Genomic DNA, 13,831 nt, shown 5'->3' with positions numbered 1-13,831 from the left:
GTGATCGAGTCAGACGCAGCAGTGAGGATACGGTGACGATGGACGATGTCGCGCAGGGTTCGCGGGTGCTCGCGGGCCGCTACGAGCTGGGGGCCCTCATCGGCCGCGGCGGCATGTCCGACGTGCACGTGGCAACGGACGCCAAGCTCGGCCGGCGCGTCGCCGTCAAGCTGCTGAAGTCCGCCCTCGCGAGCGACCCGGTCTTCCGCACGCGATTCCGCCAGGAGGCGCAGGCCGCGGCGCGCATGGCCCACCCCACCATCGTGCGCGTCTTCGATGCGGGCGAGGAGGTCGTCACGGAGTCGGGGGCCGGCGAGACGGTGGTTCCGTTCATCGTCATGGAGCACGTCGAGGGTCGCCTGCTCAAGGACATCATCGCCGACGGTCCGCTGCCCGTCGCCGAGGCCGCACGCATCATCGAGGGAGTGCTCACGGCGCTCGAGTACTCGCACCGCGCGGGCGTCGTGCATCGCGACATCAAGCCGGGCAACATCATGGTGACCCCCACCGGCCAGGTGAAGGTCATGGACTTCGGCATTGCTCGTGCAATCTCCGACTCGGCGGCGACGGTCGCGCAGACGAGCAGCATCCTGGGCACCGCCCAGTATTTCTCGCCCGAGCAGGCGCGCGGCGAGACCGTCGATGCCCGCACCGATCTCTACTCGACCGGTGTCGTGCTCTTCGAGATGCTCACGGGGCGTCCGCCGTTCCAGGGGGATTCTCCGGTCGCGGTCGCGTATCAGCACGTGAGCGAGCCCCCGGTAGCGCCGAGCACTCTCGCACCGCAGGTGACTCCCGCGCTCGACGCCGTCGTCATGCACGCGCTCTCGAAAGACCGCTTCACGCGGTTTCAGTCGGCAGCGGAGTTCCGCACAGAGGTTGCCGCCGCACTCGGCGGCAGCGCGCCCGTCATGCGGCCCGAGAGCGGTCCCGACTTCAGCTCCACCCTGTTCGGTGTCAACCCGCAGGCGACCGCGAGCACCGAGTCGGCCATGCGACAGCTGAGCGTCGACGACGAGGAGCGCCGCAGCCGCAGCCAGACGCGACCCCCGGTCGCCTGGATCTGGTCGGGCATCGCCGTCATGATCGTCATCGTCGCGGCCGTCCTCTACTGGGTCTTCAACCTCGAGCAGACACCGCTCACGAGCTCGGTCGCCATCGAGGTTCCCGAACTCGTCGGCCAGCAGTACGAGGATGGCGCCCAGGAGCTCATCGACCTCGGCCTCGAGCCGGTGCCCTTCACCGAGTCGACTCCCGACATCCCCGAGGGGCAGATCCTCCGCACCGAGCCGCCGGCGGGCATCGCGGTGAGCCCTGGTCAGGACATCGAGGTGTACGTCTCCTCGGGCGCCCCGCTCGTCGACGTACCGAGCCTCACTCTTCTCACGCTCGAGCAAGCGGAGGCCGAGCTCGAAGAGCGCGGTCTCGTGGTCGGCACGGTCGCAAGCGAGAACTCGCCGAACGTGCGGCCCGACGTCGTGATCCGCACCGACCCGGAGTTCGGGGCAGAGCTGCGCGAGGGCGACTCGGTCAATCTCGTCATCTCGAACGGGCTCGTGACCGTGCCCGACGTGCGCGGCGAGACGATCGGTGAAGCGACCTCGCAGATGAGCGCGCTGCAGCTGAGCGTGACGGTGCAGGGCGATTCCAGCTGCACGGGCCAGACGGTCACCGGTCAGTCACTGGCTCCCGGCGATCATCCGCAAAACTCCGCCGTCACGCTGCGGTACTGCAACGGCTCCGGCGACGACGACTAGGCGCCTCGCGGCGCGGGCGAGCCCGCTCAGCCCTCGAGCGTGGCCGAGCTCACGAGCGGCGTGAGGTCGCGTGCGGTCACGGCGGCCTGGGCGAGCCCGGCCTCCGCGAGCCAGTTGCCGAGCATCCGGTACCCGCCTTCGGTGAGCACCGACTCGGGGTGGAACTGCACGCCATGCACGCGTGCGGAACGGTGCCGCACGCCCATGATGACCCCGCCGGGGGTGCGAGCGGTGATGAGGAGCGACTCGGGCACGGTGCCGTCGACGATCGCGAGGCTGTGATAGCGCGTCGCTCGGAACGACTGCGGCACGCCCGCGAAGAAGGGGCTCTCGTCGTGCTCGATGAGCGAGGTCTTGCCGTGCATGAGCTCCTCGGCATGCGTGACGACCCCGCCGAGCGCTTCGGCGATCGCCTGGTGCCCGAGGCACACCCCCAGAAGCGGGTTGTCTGAGGCGATGGCGGCGTGGACGACCGGGATCGAGATGCCGGCCGAGGCAGGGTTGCCGGGCCCGGGCGAGAGCAGCACGGCGTCGTACCCGCCGATCAGCTCGGCAACGCCATCGGCGTCGACAACATCATTGCGCACGACCGTCGTGTGCGCACCGAGCTGCTGCAGGTACCCGTCGAGGGTGTAGACGAAGCTGTCGTAGTTGTCGATGACGAGAACCTTCACGACATCGACTCCACGACAGACTCCTGCTGGAGGAACGTCTCCGCGATCCATGGGAACACCCACGTCACGAGAGCTAAGAGGATGCTCGCCACGAGCACGAGCACGATGAGCACGCGCACGGCGAGGGGGCCGGGGAGTACCCGCCAGAGTGCTGCGTACATGCTTGTCCTCTCGTCCCTACCGGCTCGACGCTTCGACGAGACCGGAGATCTCCGCAGGCGCGCCGCCCGATCGGGGGTGCCAGTCTTCGAGCACGGCGTAGGCGATCATGCGCTCCGCAGTCGAGAAGCGCGGGTTGCACGTGGTCAGGGTGAGAATGTGCTCGCCCGGCTCCACCTGGGGCGCTTGCGGCACGGGCAGCAGTACCTCGACACCGCTCGGCCACACGTACTCGAGCCCGCGGAAGGCGTACTGGTACCAGCCGTCGCGCGTCTCGACGTAGAGGTTGTCGCCGAGCTGCAGCTCGCCCACCTCGCTGAAGGCCCCGCCCCAGGTATTGCGGTGGGCGGCGAGGGCCACGTTGCCGAGCTCACCCGGCATCTGCGTCTCGGCGTAGTGCCCCACGCCGAGGGTGCGACTGTTGAGCACGGTGGCCGGGTCGACGCCCTCGCCGATGGCGCGCACGTAGTCCTCGCCGAAGCGCGGCACGATGAGCGCACCCCAACTTTCCCCCGCTGCGGGCGCGACGGCGACCGGCGGGTCGAGTGGAGTACCGGGCTCGGTCGTTTCCTCGGGTTCCGGTTCGGGCTGGGTGGCGAGGTCGTCCTCCCACTCCTGCTGCAGCTCGCGCTGAACGTCCACGGCAGCGCCCTGCTGCACCGACCCTGTGACGATGTCGTTGAGCCAGACGTACCAGCCGAGGAAGAGCATGACGAGCACTCCGGCGGTGATGAGGAGCTCGCCGAGGATGCCCGTGATGCTCACGGGGGACGTCGACTGCGTGCTCTTGGCCACGCGCTCATTGTAGGCGAAGGTGCTGGGGTGGCGGGTCGGGCTAGAATCGCCCCATGGCCTGGACGACGAGCGATTCCGAGAACACGCCCACTCCGAGCAGCAAGGACACTCCGAACCCGGTGTGGTTCAAGCCGGTCATGTTCGGCTTCATGCTCGTGGGCCTCGTCTGGATTCTCATCTACTACGTGAGCCAGAGCTCGTGGCCGGTGCCGAGCATCGGCCCGTGGAACATCATGGTGGGCTTCGGCATCATGTTCATCGGCTTCCTCATGACGACACGCTGGCGCTGATCGGGGCTTCTGCGAACACGCCCCCCGACCGGGGGTGGAACTACACGTCTGTGATTATCCCCAGTGTGGAATCAGGTGTGGATAACTTTCCCTCAGTTAATACTCGACCGATTTAGGCGAGGGCAAACCGGGCCGCCGTCGCGAGGATGAGCACCGCCCCGACGCCGGCCAGCAGGAGAGCCTGACGCCTCTGCTGATCGACCCGTCGTGTACGCAGCAGGACGAGCGCGGTCAGCGCCCCCACGACGAGCCCGCCGACGTGGGCCTGCCAGGAGACGCCGGGGATGACGAAGCCGAGCCCCAGGTTGATGACGATGAGGGCGATGAGCTGGATGCTCCCCCCTCCCAGTCGACGCTGGATCACGAAGAGAGCCCCCAGCAGCCCGAAGATGCCGCCGGAGGCACCGACGACGGCTGAGTCGGGGGCGAGCCAGAGCACAGCCACCGACCCGCCGAGAATCGAGAGCCCGTACACCGCGAGGAACCGGGATCGTCCGATGAGCCGCTCCAGCAGGGACCCCAGCACAAACAACGAGTACATGTTGACGAGGATGTGGAAGACCGAGCGCTCGCTGTGCACGAGAGCGACGGTGAGCATTCGCCACGGTTCTGGCACCGTAAGGGGCGGGAAGTAGGCGAACGCTTGCGTCAGCAGCCCTTGGGTGAGCCACTGCAGCAGGAACGCGAGCGTCGTGACGGCGATGATCGTGTAGGTCACGACCGGCACGCTGCTGCCGCGGCGGAAGGCGCGCGCAATGCGCGAGGGGCGACGCGGAGCGGCCGCCGCCGCGGCGGCACGGCACTCGGGGCAGTGGACGCCGACGGGAGCGGGTGTCTGACACTCCGGGCAGATGGGACGGCCGCAGCGCTGGCAGCGGATCAGGCTGCGCCGATCGGCGTGCCGGTAGCAGACCGTCGCGCCGGTCGCGGCGCCCGGGTCGCTCACGCGGCCTGCGCCACCTCGATGCTCGAGATGACGACGTCCTCGAGGGGCTTGTCACCGGCACCGGTCGGCACAGCCTCGATGGCGTCGACGACCTTGCGCGAGGCATCGTCGGCCACCGCACCGAAGATCGTGTGGTTGCCGTTGAGCCAGGGCGTCGCCACCGTCGTGATGAAGAACTGCGAGCCATTGGTGCCGCGGCCGCCGCGCTTGCCGGCGTTCGCCATGGCGAGCAGGTAGGGCTCGGTGAACTGCAGCTCGGGGTGAATCTCGTCGTCGAACTCGTAGCCGGGGCCGCCGATGCCCTGGCCGAGCGGGTCGCCGCCCTGCAGCATGAAGTCGGTGATGATGCGGTGGAAGATCACCCCGTTGTAGAGCGGCTCGGTCGTGGCCTGGCCGGTCTGCGGGTGGGTCCACTCCCGGGTTCCGGTCGCGAGACCGACGAAGTTGTCGACGGTCTTGGGCGCGTGGTTGCCGTAGAGGTTGACGACGATGTCGCCGTGGTTGGTGTGAATGGTCGCGACAGCGGTGTGGATCGTCATGCCGTCTATTCTTCCACGCTCGACTCGGGGGGAATCCTGAGCATTCGGTCTGTGCCGTTGGGGAGCCTTCCGCATCAGTGCCAGGATGGACAGGTCACCGATCGCCACCTGCTGGAGGATGAAGACCATGGGACTGTCACGCAAGCGCCGTCGCGACATCAAGAAGCTCCGTGGGTCGGCGTCGGATGTCTGGAGTGAGCAGCGCGAAGTCCTCGAGCACGCCGCAAAGGTTCTGCGTGCTGCGAGCCGCGAAGCTGCCACCGTCGCGCGCGATGATGTCGCGCCCCGCGTGAAGAGCGCCTACGAGAAGCGCGTGCAGCCGGGAATCGACGCCGGCGTCGGCTCGGTGCGCTCCGCTGCGAGCGCGACTCGCGATAAGTTCACCGACGACGTTCTCCCTGCTGTCTCCGGCGCCCTCGGGTCGGCGATCGCGGTTCTCGACATCGCGCGCAACAAGCAATTGCGGGATGCCCTCAAGTCAGCATCCGCGTCCGGTCGCGAGCTCGCGACCAAGGCCGGTCAGCGCGTCGGACTCATCGAGGTCAAGCCCAAGCCCGGCCCCGGCACCTACATCCTCATCGGGCTCGGCGTCGTCGCCGCCGCCGGTATCGCCTACGCCGCGTGGCAGACGCTGCGCGCCGACGACGACCTGTGGGTCGAGGCCGAAGACGATGGTGTTCCCGTGGAGACCTCCGCCAAGCCCTGAGTCTTGCTGCACGACGAGCGGCGCCGCCCTCCGGGTCGGCGCCGCTTCTGCGTGGTGGGGCCCCGCGCACCGGCTCGGTTCAGGCTCCGGCGTCGCTCACCAACTTGAGCCCGACGACGCACGCCACGATGCCGAGCACGAGCACGATCTTGATGACCGAGGCGGTCTCGGCGCCGGTGAGCATAGCCCAGATGATGGTGAGCCCTGCGCCGATGCCTACCCACACGGCGTAGGCCGTGCCCGTGGGTATCTCGCGCATCGCGTAGGCCAGGCCCACCATGCTGAGGGCGAGGGCAACGCCGAACACGATGGTCGGCCCAACCCGGGTGAAGCCTTTCGACTCGCCGAGGGCCGTTGCCCAGACGGCTTCGAGCATCCCCGATGCCACCAGAATGATCCACGACATGACGCAGTCTCCTCGACCCGTCTTGTCGCTGTCCGGGTACGGGATGCCTCGTCCGGGAGCCCCGCTCGGGCTCGCGCCCCAGAGTGGCACGCCTCCGTGAGCAGTGCCTGTGCACCGCAAAGCATGCGGTCGCGCGTCGAGCATGAGCGCGCTGTGCCCCAGCAGGGTGAGCCGCACCGCAAAGCGAGACGACCGCGCTCGTCTCGCGGAAGCGACGTCACGCCGCAGAAGCGGCGGCGTGACAGAAAAAACGTGGAGCCTAGGAGAATCGAACTCCTGACCTCCTGCTTGCAAAGCAGGCGCTCTACCAATTGAGCTAAGGCCCCGCGGTCTTCAGTTTAGCGAACCTGTCGCGCCGCTCTCGTCGGCCCATGAGCGCCGATTCGCGAAGCGAGGCGCTCGCACGCGCCTCGCGGAACCGACGTCACGCCGCAGAAGCGGCGGCGTGACAGACAATGCGTGGGGATACGAGGACTTGAACCTCGGACCTCTTCGTTATCAGCGAAGCGCTCTAACCGCCTGAGCTATATCCCCGTGAGACCGGATACGACTGTACAGCACCCGGTCACCCTCCCCCAATTCGCGCCGAGGCGATGCGGGGAGGGGTCGTTCAGTTGTTGGTGAATCCGACGAGGAGGCCGCCGGTGAGCTTGACGCTGAGGTTGTAGATGAGCGCGCTCACGGCTCCGAGCACGGTGCCGCCGACGGCGTTGAGGACGGCGACGATGCTCGCGAAGAACATGACCTGCCCGAGCGAGAGGATCTCGGCGAGGCTCAGGGCATCTTCTCCGAGGATCTCGGCGAAGAGCGCGTCGAGGTCGTTGATGATGCCGAGCGAGGAGAGCACGACCCAGATCATGAGTGTCGTGATGAGGAGCGCGATCGACAGGCAGATGGCGACGAGGAAGGAGAGCTTCACCGCCGACCAGAAGTCGATGTAGACGAGCTTGAGGCGCACCTGCTTGACGGGGGCGCTGCGCTGCGACTTGCGTTGCAGCTTCTCGGCGACTGTACTCACGAGCTGTGGTCCTTCCCGGCCTCGGTCGCGGTCGCGGCCGGAGCGGCATTGTCAGTATCGGCTTCCGTCGCCGGGTCGGCATCGGGATCCACCAGATGGCGCTCGCTGTTGCGAGCGATGGCGATGATGCGGTCGTCGTCGTCCGGCCGAGCGAACACGACTCCCATGGTGTCGCGCCCCTTGGCAGGCACCTCAGCCACGGCAGAGCGTACCACCTTGCCGTTTTGGAGTACCACGAGCACTTCATCGTCCTCGGAGACGATGAGTGCGCCGGCGAGGGAGCCGCGGTCGTCGTTGAGCTTGGCGACCTTGATGCCGAGGCCGCCGCGCTGCTGGATGCGGTACTGGTCGACGGCGGTGCGCTTGGCGTAGCCTCCGCCGGTCACGACGAAGACGAAGCCGCGGTCGCCGACGACGGCGGCGGCGAGCAGCTCGTCACCGGCGCGGAACTTCATGCCGGTGACCCCGGAGGTGGAGCGGCCCATGGGTCGCAAGGCGCTGTCGTCGCCGGTGAACCGAAGCGACATGCCCAGTCGTGAGACGAGGAGGATGTCGTCCGACTCGTCGGCGAGCATGGCCGACACGAGCTCGTCACCGTCGCGCAGGTTGACGGCGATGATGCCGCCCGTGCGGTTGGTGTCGTACTCGGTGAGCGCGGTCTTCTTGACGAGGCCCTTGCGAGTCGCGAGCACGAGGTGCTGGGCGACCGAGTAGTCGCGGATGTCGAGGATCTGGGCGATCTGCTCGTCCGGCTGGAGGGCGAGAAGGTTGGCGACGTGCTGGCCCTTGGCGTCGCGGCTGCCCTCTTGGATCTCGTAGGTCTTGAGCCGGTAGACGCGCCCCGTCGTCGTGAAGAACAGCAACCACTGGTGCGTGGTCGTGACGAAGAAGTGCTCGACGACGTCGTCGGCGCGCAGCTGCGCTCCGCGCACTCCCTTGCCGCCGCGGTGCTGAGGTCGGTAGTTGTCGCTGCGCGTGCGCTTGATGTAGCCGCCGCGGGTGACGGTCACGACCATCTCCTCGACGGGGATGAGGTCTTCCACGCTCATGTCGCCGTCGAAGCCGAACATGATCTCGGTACGGCGGTCGTCCCCGTACTTGTCGACGATCTCGGTGAGCTCCTCGCCGACGATGGTGCGCTGACGCTCGGGGCTCGCGAGGATGCTCTGGTAGTCGGCGATGAGCCGCTCGAGCTCCTCCGCCTGCTCCTGGATCTTCTGCCGCTCGAGCGCGGCGAGGCGGCGCAGCTGCAGGTTGAGGATGGCAGTGGCTTGCAGCTCGTCGACGCTGAGGAGCTGCATGAGCCCGTCGCGCGCCTCCTCGGTGGTCTGCGAGCGTCGGATGAGCGCGATGACCTCGTCGAGAGCATCCAGTGCCTTGAGGTACCCGCGCAGGATGTGGGCGTCCGCCTCCGCCTTCGCGAGCCGGAACGCGGTGCGCCGCACGATGACCTCGATCTGGTGGGTCACCCAGTGGCGGATGAACCCGTCGATCGGCAGGGTGCGGGGCACGCCGTCGACGATCGCGAGCATGTTCGCGCCGAAATTGTCCTGCAGCTGCGTGTGCTTGTAGAGGTTGTTGAGCACGACCTTCGCGACGGCGTCGCGCTTGAGCACGATGACGAGGCGCTGGCCGGTGCGGCCGGAGGACTCGTCGCGGATGTCGGCGATGCCCGCGAGCTTGCCCTCCTTCACGAGGTCGGCGACCTTGATCGCGAGGTTGTCGGGGTTGACCTGGTACGGCAGTTCGGTGATGACGAGGCACGTGCGCCCCTGGATCTCCTCGACCGTGACGACGGCGCGCATCGTGATCGAGCCGCGGCCCGTGCGGTAGGCGTCCTGGATGCCCTTGACGCCGAGGATCTGCGCGCCGGTCGGGAAGTCGGGGCCCTTGACGCGCTGCAGGATCGCCTCGAGCAGCTCTTCGCGGTCGGCCTCCGGGTTTTCGAGGTGCCACAGCGCCGCGGAGGCGACCTCGCGCAGGTTGTGGGGAGGGATGTTGGTCGCCATGCCGACGGCGATGCCGACGGAGCCGTTGACGAGGAGGTTGGGGAACCGCGAGGGCAGGATGCTCGGCTCGCGCGTGCGGCCGTCGTAGTTGTCCTGGAAGTCGACGGTGTCTTCCTCGATGTCCCGCACCATCTCCATGGCGAGCGGGGCCATCTTGGTCTCGGTGTACCGCGGGGCGGCGGCGCCGTCGTTGCCGGGCGAGCCGAAGTTGCCCTGGCCGGCGGCGAGCGGGTAGCGCATCGACCACGGCTGCACGAGGCGCACGAGGGCGTCGTAGATCGCCGAGTCGCCGTGCGGGTGGAACTGACCCATGACGTCGCCGACGACGCGCGAGCACTTCGAGAAGGCCTTGTCGGGCCGGTAGCCGCCGTCGAACATCGCGTACAGCACCCGACGGTGCACGGGCTTGAGGCCGTCGCGCACGTCGGGCAGGGCGCGCCCGACGATGACGCTCATCGCGTAGTCGAGGTACGAGCGCTGCATCTCGAGCTGCAGGTCGACCTGGTTGACCCGGCCGCCGGGTCCGTAGTCGATGGGGTCGGTCGCCTCAGCGTCCATCGGCCCGGTGCCGGTGCTGTCGTCTGCCATGGTGCTGCTGCCTTCGGTGGTGGTGGAGTGGGGGTGCCGGTTCGCGCTGCTCGATCACGCGCGGCGCGGTCAGATGTCCAAGAACCGCACATCCTTCGCGTTCTGCTGGATGAAGGTGCGGCGCGACTCGACGTCCTCCCCCATGAGGGTGGAGAACACCGCGTCGGCCATGGCGGCGTCGTCGAGCGTCACCTGCAGGAGGGTGCGGCTCACGGGGTTCATCGTCGTGTCCCACAGCTCCTGGTGGTTCATCTCGCCGAGGCCCTTGTAGCGCTGCACCCCGTTGTCCTTCGGGATGCGCTTGCCGCTCGCGAGCCCGGATTCCATAAGCACGTCGCGCTCACGGTCGCTGAACACGTACTCGTGATCGGCGTTGGTCCACTTGAGGCGGTACAGGGGCGGCTGCGCGAGGTACACGTAGCCGAGGTCGATGAGCGGCCGCATGTAGCGGAAGAGCAGCGTGAGCAGGAGCGTCGTGATGTGCTGGCCGTCGACGTCGGCATCGGCCATGAGCACGATCTTGTGGTAGCGCACCTTGTCGGGGTCGAAGTCCTCCCCGATGCCCGCGCCGAAGGCCGTGATCATCGCCTGCACCTCGGCATTGCCGAGCGCGCGGTCGAGTCGCGCCTTCTCGACGTTGAGGATCTTGCCGCGCAGCGGCAGGATCGCCTGAGTCTCGGGGTTGCGCCCCTGGACAGCCGAGCCGCCAGCGGAGTCGCCCTCGACGATGAAGATCTCGCTGAGCGAGGGGTCTTTCGACTGGCAGTCCTTGAGCTTGCCGGGCATGCCGCCCGACTCGAGCAGGCCCTTGCGGCGAGTCTGCTCGCGCGCCTTTCGCGCCGCGAGTCGCGCCGCCGCGGCCTGCATGGCCTTGCGGATGACGTCCTTGCCCTGCACGGGGTTGCGCTCGAACCAGTCGGAGAGGTGCTCGCCCGTGACCTTCTGCACGAACGACTTCGCCTCGGTGTTGCCGAGCTTGGTCTTCGTCTGGCCCTCGAACTGCGGCTCGCCGAGCTTGATGGAGATGACCGCGGTGAGGCCCTCGCGCACGTCATCGCCCGAGAGGTTTTCGTCCTTCTCCTTGAGGATGCCCTTCTCGCGCGCATACCGATTGACGAGTGTCGTCAACGCAGCGCGGAAGCCTTCCTCGTGGGTGCCGCCCTCGTGCGTGTTGATGGTGTTCGCGTAGGTGTGGACCGACTCGCTGTAGCCGTTGGTCCACTGCATCGCGACTTCGAGCGCGATGCGGCGCTCGGTGTCCTCCGACTCGAAGGAGATGATCTCGGGGTGCACGACCTCGGTCTTCTTCGCCGAGTTGAGGAACTCGACGTAGTCCACGAGCCCCTGCTCGTAGTAGAACTCCTCGCGCAGCGGCTCGTCGCCCGCCTCCTTGGCGACGATCGTCTCGCCCTCGGTCGCGACGCGCTCATCGGTGATGGTGATGCGGAGACCCTTGTTGAGGAAGGCCATCTGCTGGAATCGCGTGCGCAGCGTGTCCCAGTCGAACTGCACTGTTTCGAAGATCTCGTCGTTCGGCCAGAAGGTGATGGTCGTGCCGGTCTCGGTCGTCGCCTCGCCCTGCGCGAGCGGGGCATCCGGAACACCGTGCTGATAGCTCTGCCGCCAGATCGAGCCCTGCCGCCGCACCTCGACCTGGAGACGCGAGGAGAGCGCGTTGACGACGGAGCTGCCGACGCCGTGCAGTCCGCCCGAGACGGCGTAGCCGCTGCCGCCGAACTTGCCGCCCGCGTGGAGGATCGTCAGTACGACCTCGACGGTCGACCGCTTCTCGACAGGGTGCTCGTCGACGGGGATGCCGCGGCCGTTGTCGACGACCTGCACGCCGCCGTTCTCGAGCAGGGTGATGTGGATCGTGTCGCAGTGGCCGGCAAGAGCTTCATCGACGGAGTTGTCGACGATCTCGTACACGAGGTGGTGCAGACCGCGCGGCCCGGTGGACCCGATGTACATGCCCGGCCGCTTGCGTACCGCCTCGAGCCCCTCGAGTACCTGGATGTCGCCGGCGCCGTATCCGTTGTCCGAGTGCGAAGTCGAGGCTGTCATGTGCGTGTGGGTGCTCCCGCCGAGTCGATCGTGGTGGCCGATCACGGGCCCAAGAATTGGGTCCCCGACGACGTGTCCATCCTACCAAGAAACGCGTACTCAGAGGCGCCAGAAAGGCCCTCTGGGGAGATTTTGACGCTGTGGTGGAGTGATTCGCCTTCCTAGCCGTACGTGTCCCGTGGGCCACGACCGGGCACCGACCGCGGGCCGCGCTTCCAGCTGGGCGCGCCCGGGCCGAGAATCCGCACGCTCGCGACGCCGGCGTCGGGGAACGTGCGCACGATCGAGGTCAGGATATCGCCCTGCATCATGCGCAATTGCGTCGCCCACGCGGTCGAATCGCACTGGATGCTCAGCACACCCTCCTCGATGCCCACGGGCTGCGACCGCGCCGCGACGTCCTCCCCCACGATGCTCGACCACGCCGAGAGCAGCTCGCCGCGAGCGAGCGGGGAGGTCCACCCCATGACGCGCGTGAGTGAATCGATGACGTCGTCGAGTCCCGCGGGCTCGCGCCCCGCACCGAACGGTGATGACGCTCCTCGCGTGCGCGCCCCCGCCGCACGCTTGCGAGCATCCGACGACCGCATCGAGGGGTCGCCGAAGACGCGCCGCATGCGCCGGTAGACGGCACTCGCCTCCGACTCCGGGGGTGGTGCGTCGTCACTCATCGCGCCCGCCGTGTGCAGCCCCCTCGGTAGGAGCCACCTCCGCATCGGGCTCCACGATCGCGCCCGCCGCGATGCGCACGGTGGTCGCGCGCAGTCGCTCCGGCACGTCGCGGCCGACGGCGGCGGTGATGAGCACCTGCTCGTAGTCGACGATCGCATCGGCAAGACGCTCGCGGCGCCCCTCATCGAGCTCGGCGAAGACATCATCGAGCACGAGCACGGGATCGCCGGCGACAGCATCCACGCGCAGCACCTCCGCCGAGGCGAGCTTGAGGGCGAGGGCGAACGACCAGCTCTCGCCGTGACTCGCGTAGCCGCGTGCGGGCAGCCCGTTGAGGTCGAGCACGAGGTCATCGCGGTGGGGCCCCACGAGCGTCACCGCACGATCGAGTTCGTCGCGGCGTCGGGATGCGAGGCGCTCCCGGAAGGCCGCGGCGACGATCACGGGGTCTCCCCCGGCCTCGGCAGCCTCGACGGGGGCTGTCGTCGCAGCGTCGGTGGGAGCATCCGCATCGATGCTGCGCTGGATGCTCACGCCGGTGTCGTGCTCATCGCCGGCGACCGCGCGATACGCCTGAGAGATGCGCGGCCGCAGCTGCTCGACCAGTTCATGCCGCGCCACCATGAGAGCGGTGCCGAGCTCCACGAGACGGTCGTCCCACACGTCGAGCGTCGTGAGGGAGTCGGCGGGCAGCCGAGAGGCACGTGCCGATTTGAGGAGGGAGTTGCGCTGCCGCACAACCCTCTCGTAGTCCGAGATGATGCCCGCGAACCGCGGCGATCGCTGCACGACGAGGGCGTCGAGATAGGCGCGGCGACCGAAGGGCTCGCCGCGCACGAGCGAGAGATCCTCGGGTGCGAAGAGTACGCTCGCGAAATATCTCGGCAGTTCTCGAGTGCGTACCGCGCCGCGATTCACCTGGGCCTTATTGGCCCCCGTGCGGTTGAGCTGCAGCTCCATGACGAGCGCGCGCTCCTCGTGCTGCACGCGCATGCGCACGATCGCCGACTCCTGACCGGCTCGCACCAGTGCCTGGTCGGTCGACACCCGGTGGGAGGAGACCGTGCTCAGATAGCCGATGGCTTCGATGAGGTTCGTCTTGCCCTGCCCGTTGCGCCCCACGAAGAGGGTCGTGCCGGGTGAGAGCTCGACATCGGCCCGCGCGTAGTTGCGGAAGTCGACGAGCGTGAGGTGCGTGACGTGCACGC

Annotated in this window: 14 protein-coding genes, 2 tRNA genes and 1 riboswitch; of the genes, 3 read left to right on the top strand and 13 right to left on the bottom strand. The window is 67.9% G+C overall.

What is annotated here, in order from left to right:
* The first annotated feature begins 38 nt into the window (after positions 1-38).
* Complete coding sequence (pknB, locus tag FK219_RS05685; RefSeq protein ID WP_152583329.1) at positions 39-1,757, top strand: Stk1 family PASTA domain-containing Ser/Thr kinase; 1,719 nt, start codon at positions 39-41, stop codon at positions 1,755-1,757.
* Positions 1,758-1,783: 26 nt separating this feature from the next.
* On the opposite strand, the gene FK219_RS05680 is transcribed toward pknB, so the two are convergent.
* The 3 genes from FK219_RS05680 to FK219_RS05670 are packed head-to-tail and all read right to left on the bottom strand — an operon-like array spanning position 1,784 to position 3,385.
* Positions 1,784-2,482 carry an anthranilate synthase component II gene (locus tag FK219_RS05680; RefSeq protein ID WP_152583328.1) on the bottom strand — a complete coding sequence of 233 codons (699 nt, stop codon included), beginning with the start codon at positions 2,480-2,482 and terminating at the stop codon, positions 1,784-1,786.
* The gene (locus tag FK219_RS05675; protein WP_165638062.1) at positions 2,428-2,592 is read right to left on the bottom strand and encodes a hypothetical protein; all 165 of its coding nucleotides are present in this window, start codon (positions 2,590-2,592) and stop codon (positions 2,428-2,430) included. Before FK219_RS05675 ends, FK219_RS05680 begins: the two co-directional genes overlap by 55 nt.
* A 16-nt stretch (positions 2,593-2,608) precedes the next feature.
* Complete coding sequence (locus FK219_RS05670) at positions 2,609-3,385, bottom strand: class E sortase (RefSeq protein WP_210416781.1); 777 nt, start codon at positions 3,383-3,385, stop codon at positions 2,609-2,611.
* Between the two features lie 53 nt (positions 3,386-3,438).
* On the opposite strand from FK219_RS05670, the gene FK219_RS05665 reads away from it, so the two are divergent.
* Complete coding sequence (locus tag FK219_RS05665) at positions 3,439-3,675, top strand: cell division protein CrgA (protein ID WP_152583327.1); 237 nt, start codon at positions 3,439-3,441, stop codon at positions 3,673-3,675.
* 112 nt (positions 3,676-3,787) lie between these two features.
* Here the strand turns inward: FK219_RS05665 and FK219_RS05660 are convergent, their stop codons facing one another.
* Both FK219_RS05660 and FK219_RS05655 read right to left on the bottom strand, forming a co-directional pair.
* Positions 3,788-4,621 (bottom strand): rhomboid family intramembrane serine protease, encoded by an 834-nt coding sequence (locus FK219_RS05660; RefSeq protein WP_152583326.1) that lies wholly within the window; start codon positions 4,619-4,621, stop codon positions 3,788-3,790.
* A complete protein-coding gene (locus tag FK219_RS05655; RefSeq protein WP_152583325.1) occupies positions 4,618-5,160 on the bottom strand; it encodes a peptidylprolyl isomerase in 543 nt (180 codons plus the stop codon). The genes FK219_RS05660 and FK219_RS05655 overlap by 4 nt, the downstream gene beginning before the upstream one ends.
* A gap of 127 nt (positions 5,161-5,287) precedes the next feature.
* Here FK219_RS05655 and FK219_RS05650 point away from each other — a divergent pair, with 127 nt between their 5' ends.
* Complete coding sequence (locus FK219_RS05650) at positions 5,288-5,866, top strand: hypothetical protein (RefSeq protein WP_152583324.1); 579 nt, start codon at positions 5,288-5,290, stop codon at positions 5,864-5,866.
* 79 nt (positions 5,867-5,945) lie between these two features.
* Here the strand turns inward: FK219_RS05650 and FK219_RS05645 are convergent, their stop codons facing one another.
* From FK219_RS05645 to recF, 8 genes are all read right to left on the bottom strand, one after another.
* Positions 5,946-6,272 carry a DMT family transporter gene (locus FK219_RS05645; RefSeq protein ID WP_165638061.1) on the bottom strand — a complete coding sequence of 109 codons (327 nt, stop codon included), beginning with the start codon at positions 6,270-6,272 and terminating at the stop codon, positions 5,946-5,948.
* A gap of 12 nt (positions 6,273-6,284) precedes the next feature.
* Positions 6,285-6,348: riboswitch (guanidine-III (ykkC-III) riboswitch) on the bottom strand.
* A gap of 177 nt (positions 6,349-6,525) precedes the next feature.
* Positions 6,526-6,598 (bottom strand) — tRNA-Ala (locus FK219_RS05640).
* Between the two features lie 134 nt (positions 6,599-6,732).
* Positions 6,733-6,806 (bottom strand) — tRNA-Ile (locus FK219_RS05635).
* Positions 6,807-6,882: 76 nt separating this feature from the next.
* Positions 6,883-7,290: a DUF3566 domain-containing protein gene (locus tag FK219_RS05630; protein WP_152583322.1), complete on the bottom strand. Its 408-nt coding sequence runs from the start codon at positions 7,288-7,290 to the stop codon at positions 6,883-6,885.
* On the bottom strand, positions 7,287-9,857 hold the full coding sequence (gene gyrA / locus FK219_RS05625; protein ID WP_152583389.1) for a DNA gyrase subunit A: 2,571 nt from the start codon (positions 9,855-9,857) through the stop codon (positions 7,287-7,289). Before gyrA ends, FK219_RS05630 begins: the two co-directional genes overlap by 4 nt.
* A 99-nt stretch (positions 9,858-9,956) precedes the next feature.
* Complete coding sequence (gene gyrB, locus FK219_RS05620) at positions 9,957-11,951, bottom strand: DNA topoisomerase (ATP-hydrolyzing) subunit B (RefSeq protein ID WP_152583321.1); 1,995 nt, start codon at positions 11,949-11,951, stop codon at positions 9,957-9,959.
* Positions 11,952-12,112: 161 nt separating this feature from the next.
* Positions 12,113-12,622, bottom strand: a complete 510-nt coding sequence (locus tag FK219_RS05615) for a DUF721 domain-containing protein (RefSeq protein ID WP_152583320.1) — start codon at positions 12,620-12,622, stop codon at positions 12,113-12,115.
* Positions 12,615-13,829, bottom strand: coding sequence for a DNA replication/repair protein RecF (gene recF / locus FK219_RS05610; protein WP_152583319.1), 1,215 nt, complete (start codon positions 13,827-13,829; stop codon positions 12,615-12,617). Before recF ends, FK219_RS05615 begins: the two co-directional genes overlap by 8 nt.
* Between the last annotated feature and the right edge of the window lie 2 nt (positions 13,830-13,831).

Source organism: Microcella pacifica (assembly GCF_009371975.2).
GTDB classification, from domain to species: domain Bacteria; phylum Actinomycetota; class Actinomycetes; order Actinomycetales; family Microbacteriaceae; genus Microcella; species Microcella pacifica.
The sequence above is the reverse complement of the archived record's forward strand: the minus strand, read 5'-3'. Positions and strand labels throughout refer to the sequence as shown.

What these genes read in the sequence shown, in the direction of transcription:
- gyrA (WP_152583389.1), bottom strand. Translation starts at nt 9,857, where the DNA reads ATGGACGCTGAGGCGACCGACCCCATCGACTACGGACCCGGCGGCCGG.
- FK219_RS05665 (WP_152583327.1), top strand. Translation starts at nt 3,439, where the DNA reads ATGGCCTGGACGACGAGCGATTCCGAGAACACGCCCACTCCGAGCAGC.
- FK219_RS05650 (WP_152583324.1), top strand. Translation starts at nt 5,288, where the DNA reads ATGGGACTGTCACGCAAGCGCCGTCGCGACATCAAGAAGCTCCGTGGG.
- FK219_RS05680 (WP_152583328.1), bottom strand. Translation starts at nt 2,482, where the DNA reads ATGGATCGCGGAGACGTTCCTCCAGCAGGAGTCTGTCGTGGAGTCGAT.
- FK219_RS05615 (WP_152583320.1), bottom strand. Translation starts at nt 12,622, where the DNA reads ATGAGTGACGACGCACCACCCCCGGAGTCGGAGGCGAGTGCCGTCTAC.
- FK219_RS05655 (WP_152583325.1), bottom strand. Translation starts at nt 5,160, where the DNA reads ATGACGATCCACACCGCTGTCGCGACCATTCACACCAACCACGGCGAC.
- FK219_RS05645 (WP_165638061.1), bottom strand. Translation starts at nt 6,272, where the DNA reads ATGTCGTGGATCATTCTGGTGGCATCGGGGATGCTCGAAGCCGTCTGG.
- gyrB (WP_152583321.1), bottom strand. Translation starts at nt 11,951, where the DNA reads ATGACAGCCTCGACTTCGCACTCGGACAACGGATACGGCGCCGGCGAC.
- FK219_RS05675 (WP_165638062.1), bottom strand. Translation starts at nt 2,592, where the DNA reads ATGTACGCAGCACTCTGGCGGGTACTCCCCGGCCCCCTCGCCGTGCGC.
- pknB (WP_152583329.1), top strand. Translation starts at nt 39, where the DNA reads ATGGACGATGTCGCGCAGGGTTCGCGGGTGCTCGCGGGCCGCTACGAG.